This window comes from Moorena sp. SIOASIH (genome assembly GCF_010671925.1).
Lineage (GTDB): Bacteria > Cyanobacteriota > Cyanobacteriia > Cyanobacteriales > Coleofasciculaceae > Moorena.
Map to the genome: position 1 here is coordinate 967,571 of NZ_JAAHIH010000005.1, position 17,810 is coordinate 985,380.

The 17,810-nt window shown below is 42.7% G+C and carries 19 protein-coding genes and 3 pseudogenes; 11 read left to right on the forward strand and 11 right to left on the reverse strand.

All coding sequences use genetic code 11. The annotated features are described in order from the left end of the window. Positions 1 to 26: 26 nt before the first annotated feature. Positions 27 to 752 (forward strand): annotated as a pseudogene (gene cobJ, locus F6J90_RS43835) (precorrin-3B C(17)-methyltransferase); the annotation flags it as partial. Positions 753 to 1,180: 428 nt separating this feature from the next. Here cobJ and F6J90_RS31465 read toward each other — a convergent pair. Next, positions 1,181 to 1,597 carry a hypothetical protein gene (locus F6J90_RS31465; RefSeq protein WP_293102917.1) on the reverse strand — a complete coding sequence of 139 codons (417 nt, stop codon included), beginning with the start codon at positions 1,595 to 1,597 and terminating at the stop codon, positions 1,181 to 1,183. An 853-nt stretch (positions 1,598 to 2,450) separates the two neighbouring features. Here F6J90_RS31465 and bcmE point away from each other — a divergent pair. Then, entirely contained in the window at positions 2,451 to 3,935 is a 1,485-nt protein-coding gene (gene bcmE / locus F6J90_RS31470; protein WP_293102919.1) for a thiamine pyridinylase, read from the forward strand. 186 nt (positions 3,936 to 4,121) lie between these two features. Continuing rightward, the gene (locus F6J90_RS31475; RefSeq protein ID WP_293102922.1) at positions 4,122 to 4,967 is read left to right on the forward strand and encodes an alpha/beta fold hydrolase; all 846 of its coding nucleotides are present in this window, start codon (positions 4,122 to 4,124) and stop codon (positions 4,965 to 4,967) included. A 21-nt stretch (positions 4,968 to 4,988) separates the two neighbouring features. Here F6J90_RS31475 and F6J90_RS31480 read toward each other — a convergent pair whose 3' ends face one another. The 3 genes from F6J90_RS31480 to F6J90_RS31490 form a co-directional block, all read right to left on the reverse strand. Continuing rightward, positions 4,989 to 5,180, reverse strand: a complete 192-nt coding sequence (locus F6J90_RS31480; protein WP_293102925.1) for a DUF433 domain-containing protein — start codon at positions 5,178 to 5,180, stop codon at positions 4,989 to 4,991. Between the two features lie 621 nt (positions 5,181 to 5,801). After that, positions 5,802 to 6,254 (reverse strand): helix-turn-helix domain-containing protein, encoded by a 453-nt coding sequence (locus F6J90_RS31485; RefSeq protein ID WP_293102928.1) that lies wholly within the window; start codon positions 6,252 to 6,254, stop codon positions 5,802 to 5,804. A 24-nt stretch (positions 6,255 to 6,278) separates the two neighbouring features. Beyond that, a complete protein-coding gene (locus F6J90_RS31490) occupies positions 6,279 to 6,452 on the reverse strand; it encodes a hypothetical protein (RefSeq protein ID WP_293102931.1) in 174 nt (57 codons plus the stop codon). A gap of 499 nt (positions 6,453 to 6,951) precedes the next feature. Here F6J90_RS31490 and F6J90_RS31495 point away from each other — a divergent pair, with 499 nt between their 5' ends. Continuing rightward, positions 6,952 to 7,656: a class I SAM-dependent methyltransferase gene (locus tag F6J90_RS31495; RefSeq protein ID WP_293102934.1), complete on the forward strand. Its 705-nt coding sequence runs from the start codon at positions 6,952 to 6,954 to the stop codon at positions 7,654 to 7,656. A 136-nt stretch (positions 7,657 to 7,792) separates the two neighbouring features. Here the strand turns inward: F6J90_RS31495 and F6J90_RS31500 are convergent, their stop codons facing one another. Both F6J90_RS31500 and F6J90_RS31505 read right to left on the reverse strand, forming a co-directional pair. Beyond that, on the reverse strand, positions 7,793 to 8,245 hold the full coding sequence (locus F6J90_RS31500) for a helix-turn-helix domain-containing protein (RefSeq protein WP_293102936.1): 453 nt from the start codon (positions 8,243 to 8,245) through the stop codon (positions 7,793 to 7,795). Positions 8,246 to 8,347: 102 nt separating this feature from the next. Then, positions 8,348 to 8,482, reverse strand: coding sequence for a hypothetical protein (locus tag F6J90_RS31505; protein WP_293102939.1), 135 nt, complete (start codon positions 8,480 to 8,482; stop codon positions 8,348 to 8,350). A gap of 382 nt (positions 8,483 to 8,864) precedes the next feature. Between F6J90_RS31505 and F6J90_RS31510 the strand changes: the two genes are divergently transcribed. Further along, positions 8,865 to 9,701 carry a hypothetical protein gene (locus F6J90_RS31510; protein ID WP_293102942.1) on the forward strand — a complete coding sequence of 279 codons (837 nt, stop codon included), beginning with the start codon at positions 8,865 to 8,867 and terminating at the stop codon, positions 9,699 to 9,701. Positions 9,702 to 9,710: 9 nt separating this feature from the next. On the opposite strand, the pseudogene F6J90_RS31515 reads toward F6J90_RS31510, so the two are convergent. Further along, positions 9,711 to 9,854 (reverse strand): annotated as a pseudogene (locus tag F6J90_RS31515) (DNA-binding protein); the annotation flags it as partial. Between the two features lie 170 nt (positions 9,855 to 10,024). On the opposite strand from F6J90_RS31515, the gene F6J90_RS31520 reads away from it, so the two are divergent. Together F6J90_RS31520 and F6J90_RS31525 are read left to right on the forward strand one after the other, a co-directional pair. Beyond that, a complete protein-coding gene (locus tag F6J90_RS31520; RefSeq protein WP_293102945.1) occupies positions 10,025 to 10,534 on the forward strand; it encodes a hypothetical protein in 510 nt (169 codons plus the stop codon). A 439-nt stretch (positions 10,535 to 10,973) separates the two neighbouring features. Continuing rightward, positions 10,974 to 11,801 carry a hypothetical protein gene (locus F6J90_RS31525; protein WP_293102948.1) on the forward strand — a complete coding sequence of 276 codons (828 nt, stop codon included), beginning with the start codon at positions 10,974 to 10,976 and terminating at the stop codon, positions 11,799 to 11,801. Positions 11,802 to 12,031: 230 nt separating this feature from the next. Here F6J90_RS31525 and F6J90_RS31530 read toward each other — a convergent pair. Beyond that, positions 12,032 to 12,157 (reverse strand): annotated as a pseudogene (locus F6J90_RS31530) (DNA-binding protein); the annotation flags it as partial. 670 nt (positions 12,158 to 12,827) lie between these two features. On the opposite strand from F6J90_RS31530, the gene F6J90_RS31535 reads away from it, so the two are divergent. The 4 genes from F6J90_RS31535 to F6J90_RS31550 all read left to right on the forward strand — a co-directional run bounded on the left by F6J90_RS31535 (position 12,828) and on the right by F6J90_RS31550 (position 15,154). Beyond that, positions 12,828 to 13,034 (forward strand): hypothetical protein, encoded by a 207-nt coding sequence (locus tag F6J90_RS31535; RefSeq protein WP_293102950.1) that lies wholly within the window; start codon positions 12,828 to 12,830, stop codon positions 13,032 to 13,034. Positions 13,035 to 13,189: 155 nt separating this feature from the next. Beyond that, positions 13,190 to 14,179: a DUF4351 domain-containing protein gene (locus tag F6J90_RS31540; RefSeq protein WP_293102952.1), complete on the forward strand. Its 990-nt coding sequence runs from the start codon at positions 13,190 to 13,192 to the stop codon at positions 14,177 to 14,179. Between the two features lie 74 nt (positions 14,180 to 14,253). Next, positions 14,254 to 14,646: a hypothetical protein gene (locus F6J90_RS31545; protein ID WP_293102955.1), complete on the forward strand. Its 393-nt coding sequence runs from the start codon at positions 14,254 to 14,256 to the stop codon at positions 14,644 to 14,646. Between the two features lie 40 nt (positions 14,647 to 14,686). After that, the gene (locus tag F6J90_RS31550; RefSeq protein WP_293102958.1) at positions 14,687 to 15,154 is read left to right on the forward strand and encodes a DUF4351 domain-containing protein; all 468 of its coding nucleotides are present in this window, start codon (positions 14,687 to 14,689) and stop codon (positions 15,152 to 15,154) included. Positions 15,155 to 15,192: 38 nt separating this feature from the next. Here F6J90_RS31550 and F6J90_RS31555 read toward each other — a convergent pair whose 3' ends face one another. From F6J90_RS31555 to iscB, 3 genes are all read right to left on the reverse strand, one after another. Beyond that, a complete protein-coding gene (locus F6J90_RS31555) occupies positions 15,193 to 16,185 on the reverse strand; it encodes a BadF/BadG/BcrA/BcrD ATPase family protein (RefSeq protein ID WP_293102960.1) in 993 nt (330 codons plus the stop codon). A 44-nt stretch (positions 16,186 to 16,229) separates the two neighbouring features. Next, positions 16,230 to 16,409, reverse strand: a complete 180-nt coding sequence (locus F6J90_RS31560; RefSeq protein ID WP_293102963.1) for a hypothetical protein — start codon at positions 16,407 to 16,409, stop codon at positions 16,230 to 16,232. A gap of 109 nt (positions 16,410 to 16,518) precedes the next feature. Further along, positions 16,519 to 17,781: an RNA-guided endonuclease IscB gene (iscB, locus tag F6J90_RS31565; protein ID WP_293102965.1), complete on the reverse strand. Its 1,263-nt coding sequence runs from the start codon at positions 17,779 to 17,781 to the stop codon at positions 16,519 to 16,521. Positions 17,782 to 17,810: the final 29 nt, after the last annotated feature.

The window sequence follows — 17,810 nt, forward strand, 5'->3', positions numbered from 1 at the left end:
CTGGACGTATGGGGAAACTGTTGCTAGTGGGTATCGGTCCGGGAAATCTTGACCAAATAACCCCAGCCGCTAAAACAGCTATATCCAGCGCTGATGCTGTGATTGGTTACTCCCTCTATATCAATTTAATTACAACCTTGCGACGTCCAGGACAAATTATCGAAGCATTACCGATTACCCAAGAAAGCCAACGAGCAAAACGTGCTATTGAACTGGCTGAGTGGGGATTAACGGTAGCAGTGGTTTCCTCTGGTGACTGCGGTATCTATGGTATGGCAGGGTTAGTCCTAGAAGAATTGCGCTCTAGGGGCTGGGATGGTAAGACACCCCAGGTGCAAGTATTTCCTGGTATTACAGCCTTACAAGCTGCTGCCTCTCGTGTGGGAGCACCCCTGATGCATGATTTTTGTGCCATTAGTTTGAGTGATCTATTGACCCCTTGGGAAGTAATCGAAAAGCGTCTAGAAGCCTCAGCCGCAGCAGATTTTGTGACTGCGTTGTATAATCCGCGATCGCGTAATCGTACTGAGCAGATTGCGATCGCACAACGGATTTTTCTCAAGCATCGTAAACCTGATACCCCTGTAGCCATTGTGGTTTCCGCCTATCGAGAGGATGAAAAAATCACTCTCACAACTCTTGACAAAATGCTGGAAATACCCATTGATATGCTGACTATGGTGCTGATTGGTAATCAAAGCACTGATGTTCATCAGGATTGGATGATTACACCACGGGGATATCAAGTTTAAGGTTATTTGTCAGAATGCAGAATTTAGAATTTAGAATTTAGAATTAAGGGCGTTGCTTAATAATGGAATGATTTTCAGAGTTTTGTGGAATGGGCATCTTTTAGGTGCGCTTGACCCATTAAGAATTAAATTCGCCACGGGTCGCACCTGTGGAACGGGCATCAGGCGTGGAACAGGCATCTTGCCTGTTACAGTTTCCGGGCGTTCAGGATGCCCACCCTACTTCTATTCATTCGAAGATTCAGCAACGCCGAATTAAGAATTCTACATTCTGAATTCTACATTCTAAATTCAAATTTGGCGTTCCCGTAGGGTATAGCAATCCGTGTAGGAATTGTGAGAATTCTTGTTTCCAGATCCGCTGTTCCCAGATCCGCTGTTCCCTGTGCTATAGGTTATTTGGTTGAAACCAGATTCGGCAAGTTCAATCACATAAACAACTCAAACACCTGACGACAGAAATGTTTTAGCTTCTCCCCCACCTCAGCTGATGGCTGACAACTACCGATAATTTGCCAACGCTCAACTGTAGACAGTCGCCAAGCTTCTCCTTGATGGTTAAAGGCGGTCGCTTCCAAACCAATCAACCGATGAGATTGATCCAAGTGGTCTTTATGAAACCGAATCTGTAACAAAATACTTCGACTTTGGAAGCGTCTACTCCAGCCAGGGAAGTGAAAGCCAATGTCAATAGAGTTAGGATCCACCAGTTCTCGGGTTTCCGGGTCATTTGTCCAAGGCTTAAGGTCAGCCTTGGCATCAGGGAACTCAGACTTAAACAAATTGACAACAGCCGCAATTTTGGTGGTGACTTCTAAGCCGATTGCTTGTTCAGCTGCGTTCACGCCTAATCTCCTATGGTTAACTGCTAGTAACGTAATTTGTATCTTTTTATTACAACCTAATACAAATCTACCCAATTATTTATAAAAATTTATACTTTGAGTCTAAAACTTAATGATTTGATCAAAAGAAGAACCAAGTGTTCCAGGGTAAGCGCAAGAAAAATGAACTCATAAATAATATGCTAGGGGAACCGATGTCAGAATAAAGGTTTACAATGGTTTTTGGCTTCGATTTCCCCGTGTTACTAGGGGACGCGCAATTCGAAAGCCCCGCGTTTTTAAACCGGGGATGAAGACTCGCAGCGACTTTAGTCGCCGAGTTGACAATACTTTAGCGCTAGAGTATAATTCAAGCATAGGGTACAGGCTGAAAAACCGTTCGCGTAGCGTCGCCTTTGGCGATGGCTGAGCCGGGAGAGAGACCCGTAACTTATTGACCTTAAAGTAGTAATGCCCGGAGGGTAGGGAAAGTCCTCCTTTCTTGATGCAATAGCGAGTGGGGGAAACCCCCAAGACCGCGCTGCATCGCTAAAAACCCAACCATCAACTAACAATTGGTGTGTGAACCCAGCAAGATAACACTTTGAAAAAAAATGGTACGGTGGGGCACGCCGAAACCAAGTGAAACAGGGAAGCAACGGACTTTATAAGGCACTTCTCAAAAAGTAACTAAACGCTATCGCGAGACTAGCCCGCTGGGTCTTTCGTCAACTGAACTAGAATCTTGGTCTTGACGGGATCTTGGTTTAGGTATTGCCGCAAGGATACGGAGGTTTAAGGCCGGTCGTAGATCTAGGAATCCCCGCGTCTTTAGACCGGGGAGTGTCAATCAACTCCAACAAGTCGGCAATCCTTGCCACTGCTGCCTGCTACTGATTCTCAACAAGTTCAGCAGGCACTGATTGATCGGCGAGGGAAAAAAGGGGCTAAATATGTAGTGATGGAAAAACTAATTAATGTCAGCTTGACGCTAATTTTAGCCTTGGCTATCAGTCTCCTAGGAATAGGAGAAGCATTGGCTACAGAGCTAAAGGTTGCACTGTATCCATACGTTCCTAGGCTTGAGCAATTCCAAACAGCAATACAAGCTGAATGGGATTTGGTTGAACCAAACGTTCCCTTGAATTTCGTTCCTTCGGAGGATTGGGATGGGGGTTACTCGAAGAATCCTCCTGAAGATGCAGATGTTTATGTATTCGATGCCATGTTTTTCGACTACTTTCGCAGTAAAAACTGGCTCGAACCGATACAGGCTAGTGAAATCGACAACTTGGATGACTTCGTTGAATACGCAATAGATGGGGTTAAGGTAGATGGGGAGTATTACGCAATTCCCCAGCTTGGCTGTGCCAATATTATATTTTATCACAAAGAGGATGCAGCGATTGCCAATGCAACGAACCTAGATGAAATTAATAATGCTTTGTCTTCATGCACCTATACCAGCGAGATTCCCCCCAATATTCGGGGCATGATGCTTGATATGGCTGGTGGTACCACAAATGCTACTCTTTACCTAGACATTGCCCATAGCTTGACTGGACAATATCCCTTCCCATTGCCTTGGACTGAATCGGAACTTAACTCCCAGGCCATAGACAACATGCAAGATTTGCTAGGGATGGCAAGCTATGAGAATGCAACCGATTCTATGAAGCCCAAGCAGCAGCCCTACCAGCAGGCAGAGTGGTTTAGTAATGGTTGGGGACGTGCATTCATGGGCTATACAGAAGCGATGTCACACATGAGTGAAAACACAAGGCAAAACATTGGCTTCAAGGTCATGCCGTTATCAGATCAAGATCAATCCTATCCAGAAGTTTTCTATGCTGATGTGATTGGCGTAAATACTACAACTGAACAGAGGGGGACACGTGACCTAGCTGTAAAGCTAGCTAATACGATGGCAGCCTCCACAACGATGATTGCAAGTATTGGACCAGATGGAACTTCTGACTATCCCCAGTATCTTATGGCCACTCGTCCCAGCGTATTCCAGACTCTTGAGAAATCGTTCCCGCTTTATGGTGATATGTTTCGGCTCATCCAAGGTCAGAATATTATTATGTTCAAGGTGAATGATCAAAGCCGTAGCTGGCTCAACACAATGAAGAACAGCATTCGTGAGAACGCTAGGGAGGATTATTCTTGCGGCTGTGATTATCCAGCTATAGAACCTATTCTCAATAACAGTTATGCTCCTGAGATTTGTGGAAATACATGTGCCGACCATGGCAGCAGTTGGAACGGTCAGTGGACCAATGCATACCCAGCTGCACAAGAGACATCTGTATGTGGTTGCAACGCATGCCCATTGCCATCAAAGTCTGGCACCTGAGTCCTCACTTGTCTAAATTCCCACTCAGCGGTAAGCTCATATAGCAATCCGATCTAAAAGTGAACAGTAACAGTTCTTACTCACAACTCAGAACTCAGGACTGACGAACTATTTTCAAAGAAAGTATTGTTCACCAATCGATGAGGATTGCCACACTACAAGCAACAGCGTAAAGGCAAAACAACCGTGTCCATAAGTGAACAATCTATAGAAGTCGGGTCTTGGGAATGGTTCTATCGGGAAGCTAAAGCAGTTGGCGATAGTAGAGGAGTGCCAGTAATACTGCTTCATGGCTTGCCATCCCAGAGTTTTTGCTGGTGTGAGATCATGCCAGATTTAGCTAAAGTAGGGTACGATGCGATCGCACCAGATTGGCTCGGTTCTGGATTATCTGCAAAACCGGATCGGCTTGACTTTCCCTACACACCAGATGCTTTCATTGAAGCCTTAGGAGATTTCCTTAAACACCTGGAAATCGAAAGGTTTTCCTTAATTGTCCAAGGCTTTCTCGCCTCAGTGGGACTTCAATACGCCTTGCGTCACTCAGACCAGATTGAGCGTCTAGTGATTCTAAATACACCTGTCTCCTCGGCTGCCAAGTTACCCAGCAAGATGCAGCAATGGGGATGGCCATTCATCGGAGATATGTTAACCCAAGACCCTTTGTTAATTGACCGAACTCTGGAAGGGGGGTCCCGCTATCGCATTGAAGACAAGTATTTAGATCTCTATCGCAAGCCCTTCCTAAAAAGTTCCGATCCTGGGCGTTCTCTGGTAGCGACCATCAAGAATATCCAGATGAACAAGTCTATGGCAGAAATTGAATCAGGTTTCCGCAACTGGGAGAAGCCAACCTTAATTTTTTGGGGACTCAAAGACCCTTGGCTTCCGGTTGAGCAAGCTGAGCAATTTGCTGATCAGCTTAAGAATGGGGAATTAGTGAAGCTGGAGGAAGCTGGACATTACCCTCAGGAGCATTGGTCGAAGGAAATTAGTGAAATCCTGGTGCCGTTTCTAAGACGCAAAGCTTGAATTAGTCAGTATCGGTGGCAATTAAACGATGTCGCGATCAGCAGCAAATTCTAGACAAGCTCTAATGTCCGTTTCGGTCAATTCTGGAAAGTCATCGACAATTTCGGCGTGAGACATACCAGCTGCTAGCCAGCCTAAAACGTCATCAACTGTTATGCGCATCTGCCGAATACAAGGTTTACAACTGGAGTTTAGACTAATACCGAGTTGCATTCAAAGATAGTAGATGGGGAGATGGGGAGATGGGGAGATGGGGAGATGGGGAGATGGGGAGATGGGGAGATGGGGAGATTGGGGGCAGATAAAGTTGTACCTTTGATCGCAACTTAGTATAAGATAACCAACGTTGATGGTAATCACTCCAACTTGTTTTACTCCTATCTGAGTAAAGTTTTATGTTGATTTGGAGAAAAGTATACACAAAATAGGACACGACATTAAAGAGTGTAACAATTACACATTGTTGACACTCTCCCTTTTAGAAAAAGGGAGATTCTATAGAACTGGCGCTCTAAGCATCCCATTTTTGCACATAACACTTTCAATTATGCAATGAAGACCCAACTCTTCTCGTTAGTTTGAGCGATGGATTTGCCAAATTGGGATGCTCCCTTTTGATAACGAGTAGGTAATATTCTGGCAGCCATCAGGGAGTATGGATTAGACCGTGTTGGATATGATGCCGGGGGTATTTCTGGTGCGGCTTATTACTCATGGCAAATTGATACCCCGAGTTTCTAGAAAAAATAAAGCAGGCTAAGCATCAATCTTCAATTCTTGCAACGCCGAATTTTTAACTGATAATTTTGACTAGTCGCAAAACCCTTGACAGACTTAGCTAATAGCCGGAAAACTACCACCAACAAAGTGGATATCACTGAACGTTTCAATCCACAAACGAGCGCCACAATCGAGTGGATTATCCGGCTGATACACAATCTTACAAGGACCGAGGATTTCCACCTCATTACCGTAGAGATTAGTTCCCTTTCGTTTTACTGAAATCACTGGCTTCCGGTCTTTCGGGCTTTTCTTCATATTCGAGCCAATGTGATTGCGATTGACATTAATCTTCGCTAAAGCTGGCGGACGACTAGTGCGCCATTTGCCCTTTGGTCCACGATTACCTTTGATAATTTGTGGCAAATGGTTGAACAGAGGAATAATCCAGAATTTCCCGCTTTTATAAGCACCCCGGACGCGACCCTTCTCTAGAAGTTGGCGCAATCGTCGAGAAGAAATTCCTAATAGAGATGCCGCTTCAGTAGTTCCAACGCACTTGTTCATCAGTAGACTCGGTTTTAACTATTCCTATATTACTAGTATAAGGGAAAAAATAAAAATTGGCAATTTTCGGGAATCGGGAATCGGGAATCGGGAATCGGGAATCGGGAAGAAACGGAAGAGTTTAGGATACGGTTGGTGGATGTGTTCCGTGACATGCAGGTCAATCGCGTAGCGGCTCCAAGGAAGGTCCCATCGCACATGTCTTAGGAAAATGCGATCGCTAGTACGGAGTGTGTGACAGTTTTGACCAATTTACGGATAGTGACTAACATCTGAAGACAAGTCTAAAATCCTTACATATCAAGAGTTTCAGCTTTTGTTTGACTCGTATAAGGTTAGGTCTTGTCCCTGAGGGGGGTAAAAAACCTACCCTTATGAGGGTATGATGATGGGCTGAACGAGTAGGGTCTTGCCTTTTTTAATACAGTTATTTAAAGATTCGGTAAACTTTTGATCCAACAGGGAATTTTTTGTTTTTTATAAGGTATAAATGTATAGATATAAAACGAAAGTGTAACTCCCACATTAGTGTGTTATTTTTGGCTCTAAATTTTGATAATGGGTAAACCTATATTGAATAAAGCTTTCAGCGTTTGCGATCGCGAAATTTGTGACAAATGCCGGAAACAATGTTCAATTATAAGGTGGACGCTTTCGGTTAATAGATAACTTATAAACTGAAAATTATAGTGAGATTATGGACATACAAGAACTGCTGAAAAATCCTCCACAATTCTATACAAATTCTTCTGGGAATTTTCAAGAGGTGAAATTATCTGATGACATTCTATATTTTCTTGATGAACAAGTTACTGAAAACTCTAAAACTTTAGAGACAGGGGCTGGGTGTAGTACAATTCTTTTTGCTATTAAATCATCTCATCATACTTGTATTGTCCCAAAACAACAAGAGGTAAATCGCATTAAAGACTATTGTCATAAACATAACATATCTACTGAAAAAATAGACTTTAAGGTAGATGGTTCCCAAAATGTTTTACCTTATCTAAACACTGATGATTTAGATTGCATTCTGATTGACGGTTCTCACGCATTTCCTATACCTTTCATAGATTGGCAGTATACTCACAAAAATTTAAAAGTAGGTGGCAAACTAATTATTGATGATACTCAAATATGGACTGGCGAGGTATTGAAAAAGTTTCTGATCTCAGAACCAGAATGGAAATTTCAGAAAGAATCTACCCCGAGAACGGCAATTTTTACCAAAGTCAAACAATGTACCAAAGATAAATGGTTTGGGGAGCAGGTTTATACTGTTAAAAATAGTCGCATACCCATTTGGTTTGCCAAAATTAAGACTGCTATTATACTTTTCTCTACTGGTGATTTTCCAACATTAGCTAGCAAGGTGATCAAACTGTTCAGACCATCAGTATAAGCTCTTGATTCGGCGTTGCTTAATAATGCAATAATTTTCTAGGTGCGCTTTCCGCATCTTTTCGGGGGGTGAATCGTTACTGCAACGCCGAATTTTGAATTAATAATTTTGAATGCTCGCGAAGCGATTAACCCATTCAGCTAGTAGCAGGAAAACTCCCACCAATAAAGTGAATATCACTGAACGTTTCAATCCACAAACGAGCGCCACAATCGAGTGGATTATCCGGCTGATACACAATCTTACACGGACCGAGGATTTCCACCTCATTACCGTAGAGATTAGTTCCCTTTCGTTTTACGGAAATCACTGGCTTCCGGTCTTCCGGGCTTTTCTTGGTATTCGAGCCAATGTGATTACGGTTAACATTAATCTTCGCTAAAGCGGGAGGACGACTAGTGCGCCATTTGCCAATGGGTCCACGATTACCTTTAGTAATTTGTGGCAAATGGTTGAACAGAGGAATAATCCAGAATTTCCCGCTTTTATAGGCACCCCGCACCCGACCCTTCTCTAGAAGTTGGCGCAATCGTCGAGAAGAAATTCCTAATAGAGATGCCGCTTCAGTAGTTCCAACGCACTTGTTCATCAGTGGACTCCGTTTTAACTATTCCGATAATACTAGTTTAATGGATAAAAGAGAAATTGACAAGTTGAGGGAATTTAGAATTTAGAATTTAGAATTTAGAATTCAGAATTGGGAATCGGGAATCGGGAATCGGGAATCGGGAATCGGGAAGAAAGGGAAGAGTTTAGGTGTGGTAGGAAAATGCGAACGCGCCCCGCGTGACCTACGGCCAATCGCGTAGCTTGGCCTTTTGGCCAAGGTCAATCCTATAGCAGCAAGGACTATGGCATATAGTTATGGACGGTCGATGCGATCGCAGTAGTCCAAATTGTTGCTTTACTGGGTGTGGGGTGTGGGGGTATAGGGAAAAATAGAGGAGCTAAACCACGTTGGTAGGAACCGTTGAATCAGATTGGTGAGGCAAAGTAACCGATGTTGGCTAATAAGCTTGGTAGTCTTACTTTTACACAATATTTAAAAAAAGTACTTTATTACTACAAAAGGTACCCTCAGGGGTACTGCAAAGTCTATCTTAAATAAGACATAAAGGAGGAAAGGAATTGCCTTTAAGGGATCAGATCATTCTCAATCACTTTAAGAATAGCTAGATTCTTTAGACAAATAAGTACTAGGTCATCAGATGCCAAATTACAAACAAGATCAAAAGCAAGATCAGAAGCAACCAAAGCAACCTAGATCTTTAGTTAAGAATTTTTTATGGGTGGGAATCGGTATTGCGACACTTTTAATTACTGGTAAGGGAGCCATTTTTGGATATCAGCAATGGCTATCTCATCATGAAGAGCGACTATTTGTGAAAACTATGGAAGACCTGATTATAAATAAAGACTTTGTCGAGTGTATGAACAAAGCTCTAGAAATTCCTGAAAGTTCTCACAACTATTCTAATGCGCAAGCTTTTTTGAATCAGTGTGCTCAAGGACAGTTGGAGCAAGCCAAGAAAGTGGTAAAAACTCAGGAGTTGAAACCAGTTGATGAGAATTATAAATTAGCCATTAACTTGGCCAAACAAATTCCTTCATCAACGTCTGTATATAATCAAGCTCAAGATGCGATCCTTAAGTGGAACGAAAAATTAAAACAATTACTTGGAGTAGAAGGCTTTCCTGACGGTAACTATTTGTACCATCATGAGCAAGAATATGATAGATATATTATTTTGGAAAAGCAAGGCAATACTATCTTAGGTAAACAATATTATTTTCAAAGTGATGCTATCGCTTGTTTTAGAGGATTTATACGGCGTAATGTAGTTGAAGAAGTAAGTCAAATTTCTGGTGGCATTGATGTTATACCAATTATCGAAAGTGTTGATCCAATAGATTTATCTAATTGGTATCGAATAAGTTGGGATAAAGCTTCTAAGTCTAGCAATGAGGCTCTACAATATGCCTATAATAATAGGCATATTATTATAGAACATTGTCGAAAAGAATTCCTTGAGCAAAGCCCTTGACTGACTTAGCAAATAGTTGAACAGAGGAATAATCCAGAATTTCCCGCTTTTATAGGCACCCCCCACCCGACCCTTCTCTAGAAGTTGGCGCAATCGTCGAGAGGAAATTCCTAATAGAGATGCAGCTTCAGTAGTTCCAACGCACTTGTTCATCAGCTGAAAAGTATACATAGCATATATTGCAACGATTATTTGATTCCTAAGCTCTTTACTGCTTCACACACTAAAACCTACAAAATTAAAATTCGCAGCAGTTGTGAGGAACAAAGAACGGGAACAGTAGTCAAGAATAATGACAATGTACCTAATCGAGCGGATAAAATATGAAAAAATTAACTCTTTTGTGTTCATTTGTTTATACTTTGCTTATGCCCACACCTGTTTTTGCAGGTATTCAAAACGTTAGGTATATGCACCAAAATGCCAATAATAGCTTCAATGTAATCTGCTTGGATGGTAGCCTCGAAAAAGTTAACACTCAGGCTATTATCAATAACTCAATTTGTAAGTACACGAGTAATCCAGGTACACCTTCAAGTAATAATATTAATCCAGGTACACCTTCAAGTAATAATAATTTTATCTGTGCTCCTACTTGGCCCTCTGGCAGTTATCAAATTACCAGGATTTCTGATGGAAAGGAGATTGGTAATACATCTTCTTTAAACATTTGCAAAAAAATAGTTAATGGTGTAAATTCTGATCTTATCTGTGCTCCTACTTGGCCTTCTGGCAGTTATCAAATTACCAGGATTTCTGATGGGCATAAGATTGGGGGTACATCTTCTTTAAACACTTGCTTAGGACTGATTAGCGCCAACCAATCAAAGTAAGAGTTGCTTTCCTTGCGTCGCTGAGTCCAGGTGTTAATCCCTCAAAACCCCAGCTTATGCACCGCCCTACATCACTACCCAATCATAGATACCACCGTATTATTCTGCTGTAAACCAACCCTTTAACCCCTGATAAAGAATCTGATTTTAATTAGCTTCGATAAGCTTTAAGTCTCATTGGAAACAATATCTTTATTAATTTCAGCAGAAAATCTACCTGTAGGGTGCGTTGCAACGCACCTTACGCTATAAATAGCGTATAAGCCCTAATTTTGCATAAGTCCTGAAAACCAACCCGATGGCATCCACATTATGGCTCTTCCGTACTAAGAGCAGGGAAATCTAAAGTTGTAAGGAATGGCTTTTAAGGGATCAGATCCTTTTCAATCACTTGAGGAGTGGTTAGAATCTTTAGACATATAAGTACTACGGTCATCAGATGCAAAATTACAAACAAGATCAGAAGCTAGTAAACCCGCAGAATCCACCTAGATCTTTAGTTAATAATTTTTTATGGATGGGAATCGGTATTGCAACACTTTTCATTACTGGTGAGGGAGTCATGTTTGGCTATCAGCAATGGCTATCTCATCAAGAGCGACTATTTGTGGAAACTATGGAAGACCTGATCATCAATAAAGACTTTGTCGAGTGTATGAACAAAGCTCTAGAAATTCCTGAAACTTCTCACCAATCGTATAATGCACGAGCTTTTCTAAATCAGTGTGCTCAAGGACAGTTGGCTCAAGCAGAGAAAGTGGTAAAAACTCAGGAGTTGAAACCCGTTGATGAGAATTATAAATTAGCCATTAACTTGGCAAAAAAAATTCCTTCATCAACGTCTGTATATAATAAAGCTCAAGATGCGATCCTTAAGTGGAAAAAAAAGTGGAGACAATTAGTTGGAGTAGAAGGCTTTACTGATGGCATCTATTTTTATCAGCACAACAAAGACTATAGTAGATATATTATTTTAAAAAAGCAAGGAAATAGTATCTTAGGTACAAGATATACGTTTCAAAGTGATGATATCCTTTGTTTTAAAGGAGTTATACGGCGTAATATACTGGAAGATGTAACTGGAATTTCTTATGGGATTGATTTTATACCACAGGTCAAAGGTGTTGAACCAATCAATTTATCGAAGTGGTATCGAATAAGTTGGGATAAAATCTCTAACTCTAGCAAGTATGCTCTACAATATGCTTATAACAATAGGCATCATCATATAGAATCTTGTCAAAAAGAATTCGATAAAAACCCTTGACCGACGTAAGCATTCAGCTATCAGCAGTCAGCCGTCAGCCGACGTGGCACAGGCTTTGGCCTTGGCCTTTGGCCACGCTACGCGAATGGCCACGCTGTGCGAACGACGCTGGGACCTAACTCAGATTAAACCAATGCTTACCTGTTTTATTCAAAAGCTGAACGCGCACGCGTGCGCGTAGCGCATTAGCTGATAGCTGATAGCTGACGGCTGAATGCTTACTGACCAACTTAGCTAGTAGCCGGAAAACTACCACCAATAAAGTGAATATCACAGAAGGTTTCAATCCACAAACGAGCACCACAATCCAGTTGATTATCCGGCTGATAAACAATCTTACACGGAGCATTTATTTTCGGGAATCGGGAGTCGGGAATCGGGAGTCGGGAATCGGGAATCGGGAGTCGGGAATCGGGAATTGGGAATTGGGAATTGGGAATGCGATCGCGTAGCGTGACCAAAGGTCAATCACTTTTAGCGTGGCCTACGGCCAATCGCGTAGCGGCTCTTTTGGAGCATCGCAAAGAGCATGGCCTACGGCCAATCGCGTAGCGGCTCTTTTGGAGCATCGCAAAGAGCATGATCGTTCGCCTAGCGTGCCCGGCCAAGGTCAATTGGCCGTAGGCCACGCTACGCGAACGCGCAGCGGCTCCAAGCTCCCATCGCACATAGCTATAAGTGTATTACTTAATTAATGCTTGAGAACACAGGATTTTTCCCCACTCCACTACTCCCTCCCTGTTCCCTTTTGTATTAATCCCACTACCGATAGCAATTCTGATCACGAGTGAGTCCCGATTCCCGATTCCCGATTCCCGACTCCCGATTCCCGATTCCCGATTCCCGACTCCCGACTCCCGAAAAAATTTGTTACAAAAGTTTTCAAAATATGTTATAATATAAGATTATTTGTGTTATAATAAAATTACCGTGGGCGCTAAAACGTTCCACGGTAAGAGCCAGCCTACAGTTTCTCCCAGCTCAGGCTGGCTCTAGAGCCCCAGTTAAGGAGATACCTAATATTTTATGTCGTACTCTCAACGCCTATATCCATGGGCGCTCATTCGTCTATTGCCGAACATGCAGCGGATGGTTGTTCGTCGTTTTCGGAACCGCTCTGATGCCGAGGGGCACTTGCAGGCTCTTAAACGACTGATGCCTGATGAAAAATTTATAATTATCTTCGATCTTGGGGAGACTATAGACGGCGAGTCTATAGTCGAAGAATCTTAAGAAGCAGGAAGTTTAAGAAGTCTGAAAAGCCCGGCTCTTCACTAATCAAATTTTAGTTGAACCCCATAAACAGCCCTGCAAAGTGGGGTGTGTGTAAGTCAATAATTCATCTTGATTCGGTCAATTGTATTGTATGGCAAAACCTGTAGATAGCGATGCAGCGCGGTCTTGGGGGTTTCCCCCATGAGCGACTGCATCAAGACATTGGCAGCAAACGCCTAATCAGTCTAGCTCCTAATGCTTGGGTGCAATGGGTAACCGGTAATCCCCAAGTGCGGGCATCTCAGTTACTGGATGCTGAGTTTCAATGGATTAGTCGCGAAAGCGATGTAATTGTTAAAGCGTCTAGTCCGGAACATAACGAATTTCTGATTCTCAATGAATTACAACTACGGTATGACCAGAACATGCCTCAGCGAATGCGCAATTATGTGGCTTTAGCTGAGGATAAATACAACCTATCCGCTTATCCGGTATTAATTAACATCTTGCCGCCCCCAGCCACAGTAACAATTGTTGACTGCTACGACAGGGAATTCATGGGATTAAAGGCGCGTCAAGATTATCGGGTAATTAATCTGTGGGAAGTAGAGGCGGAATTAGTATTAGAACAACCTTTACCTCCTCTATTTCCATTTGTCCCGATCTTATTTGGAGGTGGTAGTGAATCGAAATTGCGGTCAGCGGTCCAGGCTTTACGAGCGGATCAAACCTTAAATCAACTAGAACCGTTGTTAGCTTTCTTTGCTAGCTTTGTGCTAGAGATACCTTTAATTCAACAAATCATGAGGTGGGATATGACAGTATTACGAGAATCACCCTGGTATCAAGAGATTTTACAAGAGGGTGTTGCTCAAGGCATCCAACAAGGGATTGAACAAGGCATTGAACAAGGGATTGAACAAGGCATTGAACAAGGCATTGAACAAGGCATCCAACAAGGGGTTGCTCAAGGGATTGAACAAGGCATCCAACAAGAACGTCGAGGCAGTTTAGAGCGCATCCTTAAACTGCGATTTTCGGAGATTCCTTCAGAGATATCCGTCAGAATTCAAGCCTTAACTCTTGAACAATTAGAAGAGTTGATGGCCACAGCATTAACCGTTAACTCCCTAGATGAGTTTAGTCAAAATTTGCCTAATTAATTAAATAAGGCCACACCCCACTTCGACCGTGGGGTGGGCGTAAGTCAATAATTAGTCTTAATTGGATCAATTGTATGACAAAACGTGCAGATATTGGTAGCAAACGCCTAATCAGTCTCGCTCCTAATGCTTGGGTGCAATGGGTAACCGGTAATTCCCAAGTGCGGGCATCTCAGTTGCTGGATGCTGAGTTTCAATGGATTAGTCGCGAAAGCGATGTAATTGTTAAAGCGTCTAGTCCTCAACATAAAGAATTTCTGATTCTCAATGAATTACAACTACGCTATGACCAGAAGATGCCTCAGCGAATGCGCAATTATGTGGCCTTAGCTGAGGAGAAATACAACCTATCCGCTTATCCAGTATTAATTAACATCTTGCCACCTCCAACCACGGTTACTATTGAAAATTGCTACGACAGGGAATTCATGGGATTAAAAGCTCCTGGGCGATTATCGGGTAATTAATCTGTGGGAAGTAGAGGCGGAATTAGTATTAGAACAACCTTTGCCTCCCCTATTTCCATTTGTCCCGATCTTATTTGGAGGTGGTAGTGAATCGAAATTGCGCTCAGCGGTGCAGGCGCTACGAGCGGATCAAACCTTGAATCAACTAGAGCCATTGTTAGCTTTTTTCGCTAGCTTCGTGTTAGAGATACCTTTAATTCAACAAATCATGAGGTGGGATATGACAGTATTACGAGAATCACCCTGGTATCAAGAGATTTTACAAGAGGGTGTGGCTCAAGGCATTGAACAAGGCATCCAACAAGGGGTTGCTCAAGGGATTGAACAAGGGATCCAAGAAGAACGTCGAGGCGGTTTAGAGCGCATCCTTAAACTGCGATTTTCGGAGATTCCTTCAGAGATATCCGTCAGAATTCAATCCTTAACTCTTGAACAATTAGAAGAGTTGATGGCAACAGCATTAACCGTTAACTCCCTAGATGAGTTTATGCAAAATTTGCCCAATTAATTAAATAAGGCCACACCCCACTTCGACCGTGGGGTGGGTTACTCTTGCCTATTGCCTAGACTCAGCAATCCTAACAAACCGGCTCCATAAGCAGGCTCATGGCGAGGCCAAATCACGTTAGCATTAGGGCAAAGCATTCCTAGGGATGATTCAAATTGCTGACGGATTGAGGAAAGACCATGCCATACACTTCCGGTGGTTACTACCTCACATTCTGAGTCAGGGGTAAAGACGCTTTCAATTACAACTTGGGTAGCTCTTGCTAGTTGATTAACCGTATCTTCGATAATGCTAATGGCTACCTGATCCCCTTCAGCGGCTGCTTGATCCACAATTGGTGCTAAGGATGCAATTTCTTTGACTCCCCACCCTGGCTGATAAATGATATCTGTGATATAATTAAAGTTTGATAAGTTAAAATGGGTGGTGAAGCGCTCCTGAAGACTAGTTGTTGTTAGACTAGTTACGGCGCAGCCATCATAGGCGTTGATAGCGGCTCGTAATCCAGAGATGGCAATGTGATAGGCACTGCCAACATCTCCTAGGATATGCCCCCAACCACCAACTCGCTTGGTATTTCCTTGGGCATTGCGTCCAAAAACGATTGAGCCGGTGCCTGCGATCGCAACAACTCCCACAGGCTTACCGACTCCCCCCACTAAGGCAATCAAAGCATCATCACAAATGACAACATTAGAGGGGAGTAATGCCCAAGTGACGGGAATTGTCTGACTTGACAACAACTGTTCGACGAAGCCTTGCACCACTTCTCTATCTCGTGGACGACCAACACCGGCTAATCCCAAACAAATCGCTTCCACTGTGACGGATTCTATGGATAGTTTAGCGGAAGCTTGTTGGGTGGCTAGGCGAATGGCTGATTCTATAGAGGCGAAAGCGGTTTTGATACCAACGGTGTGATAATTGGAGGCGTCGGCTTCTCCTCGACCTAGGACTTGACCTTGGTGGTTGAGGACTACACAAAGGGTTTTAGTGGCACCGCCATCTATTCCGATTACACAACTGGTCATTTATAGTTAGTTGACTCTAATGAAACACTGGCAAGATGCCAGTTCTACCAAGATGCCAGTTCTACACAAGCAAAGAAATGAAACTGGCAAGATGCCAGTTCTACGCACATTGACACTGGCAAGATGCCAGTTCTACCAAGATGAAATACATGAAACTGGCAAGATGCCAGTTCTACCCAAGATGCCAGTTCTACCCAAGATGCCAGTTTAGCGATCGCATTCAAAACTAGCCAAAAGCCTACAATTAGTTGTTATCTGAGTCTTCTTGCTTGAGAAGGGCATCCAGTAATACTGTTTGTCATAGGATGACTATTTTATGGTAATTCCTGGTATTTACTGGCAAAAGCCGTAAGTGTAGCCATCTTTCTTGTGAACCCTGACCAAATTCTTAACGTGTAAGCTTATTGCCTTCTCCCCTGGGATTGTGTAATTGAATGAGTTGCTTTTACTTCTAGGGTTAACTCTTCCAAACTCCCCAGTCAGAAGGTTTTTGGCTATATCTCCACTGCACCAACCTTTGATTGGTTTTAATGGGTTGTGCCTAATCGGGTAACCGTACTTGTTCAGTGCTGCTTTTTGCCTGCCTCCGTGTCCCTTGCAATTGACCAACAGTGGCTGAGAGGTTCTCAAGACCAAGGTCTCAATATCCCCGACACAGGCGGCATCAATCCAATGCTCTTTGGGAAAACCGAACTTATTCCGGTTGTATTTAGTTTGTGCTCCTGTTCCAGTAACTACGGACTTAATACTCTGAAGCACTTTTACTAACTTGTTCCGAGTTACATTTACTGCTGCCGCATCTTTCAACGGTTGCTTGGCTTTGTTTTTAATTTTTTGAAGTAAATTTGGTTTTTTCTTCAAAAATTCTTCTATTGGTTTATTTCCTTTGCGTTGGTTACATTTTTCACATGCTAGACAAAGATTGCTAACCCGATTACTTCCACCAAGTGACTTTGGGTGAATGTGTTCAATTTGCAATGGGACCGATTGCTTACCGCAGTAAGTGCATTCCCTCCCCCATTTCTCCAGTAAATACTCCCTGACTTCATATCCGCGTCGTTCCCCTTGTTGGTACTGAACGCCGTTGATTTCCGGGTTTTCCATTTTCTGAGTATCAAACTTAACTCTTTCGACCCAAATCTCTTTAATCGGGCAAAACTTGATTAATCGTTTCACCCAAGTCTGAATCGTCAAAATCCTGTGTTCTAAGCTAGGTGGAAGCCATCCCTCTGGACGTTTACGGTTAAGGAATCTTGGCTTTCTGTAGCGAGTGTGACGGTTACGCCTTCCGCGTCTTACAGCTCTTCTAGACTCTAGTTTTTTCTTGATCAATCCTCCTCTGTGCTCTAATTCCATTCCCCAGATAACTTGGTTATTTTGTACTAGAGCAAATCCAGTTACCTTGCTGCCAGGGTCAATTTTTAGTTGACATGGCGATATAGTTGGATTCATGACAGAAGTTTTCAAGATAATTGTAAAAGGATACATTCTTAAAACCGCCGCTTTACCTTTGTCTAGTAACCTTCGTGCTTTTTTTGGTGGAATTGGGTTTAATGGTTGAAAGTTTGTATCTATGACAAATACGTAATTTTGCATGGTTAATGCCTCTGAGTTGGTAATGTGTT

Coding starts and splice junctions, on each gene's coding strand:
- F6J90_RS31520 (WP_293102945.1), top strand. CDS start 10,025: ATGAAAAAATTAACTCTTTTGTGTTCATTTGTTTATACTTTGCTTATG.
- iscB (WP_293102965.1), bottom strand. CDS start 17,781: ATGCAAAATTACGTATTTGTCATAGATACAAACTTTCAACCATTAAAC.
- F6J90_RS31480 (WP_293102925.1), bottom strand. CDS start 5,180: ATGCAACTCGGTATTAGTCTAAACTCCAGTTGTAAACCTTGTATTCGG.
- F6J90_RS31495 (WP_293102934.1), top strand. CDS start 6,952: ATGGACATACAAGAACTGCTGAAAAATCCTCCACAATTCTATACAAAT.
- F6J90_RS31500 (WP_293102936.1), bottom strand. CDS start 8,245: ATGAACAAGTGCGTTGGAACTACTGAAGCGGCATCTCTATTAGGAATT.
- F6J90_RS31540 (WP_293102952.1), top strand. CDS start 13,190: ATGCAGCGCGGTCTTGGGGGTTTCCCCCATGAGCGACTGCATCAAGAC.
- F6J90_RS31485 (WP_293102928.1), bottom strand. CDS start 6,254: ATGAACAAGTGCGTTGGAACTACTGAAGCGGCATCTCTATTAGGAATT.
- F6J90_RS31510 (WP_293102942.1), top strand. CDS start 8,865: ATGCCAAATTACAAACAAGATCAAAAGCAAGATCAGAAGCAACCAAAG.
- F6J90_RS31545 (WP_293102955.1), top strand. CDS start 14,254: ATGACAAAACGTGCAGATATTGGTAGCAAACGCCTAATCAGTCTCGCT.
- F6J90_RS31555 (WP_293102960.1), bottom strand. CDS start 16,185: ATGACCAGTTGTGTAATCGGAATAGATGGCGGTGCCACTAAAACCCTT.
- F6J90_RS31535 (WP_293102950.1), top strand. CDS start 12,828: ATGTCGTACTCTCAACGCCTATATCCATGGGCGCTCATTCGTCTATTG.
- F6J90_RS31525 (WP_293102948.1), top strand. CDS start 10,974: ATGCAAAATTACAAACAAGATCAGAAGCTAGTAAACCCGCAGAATCCA.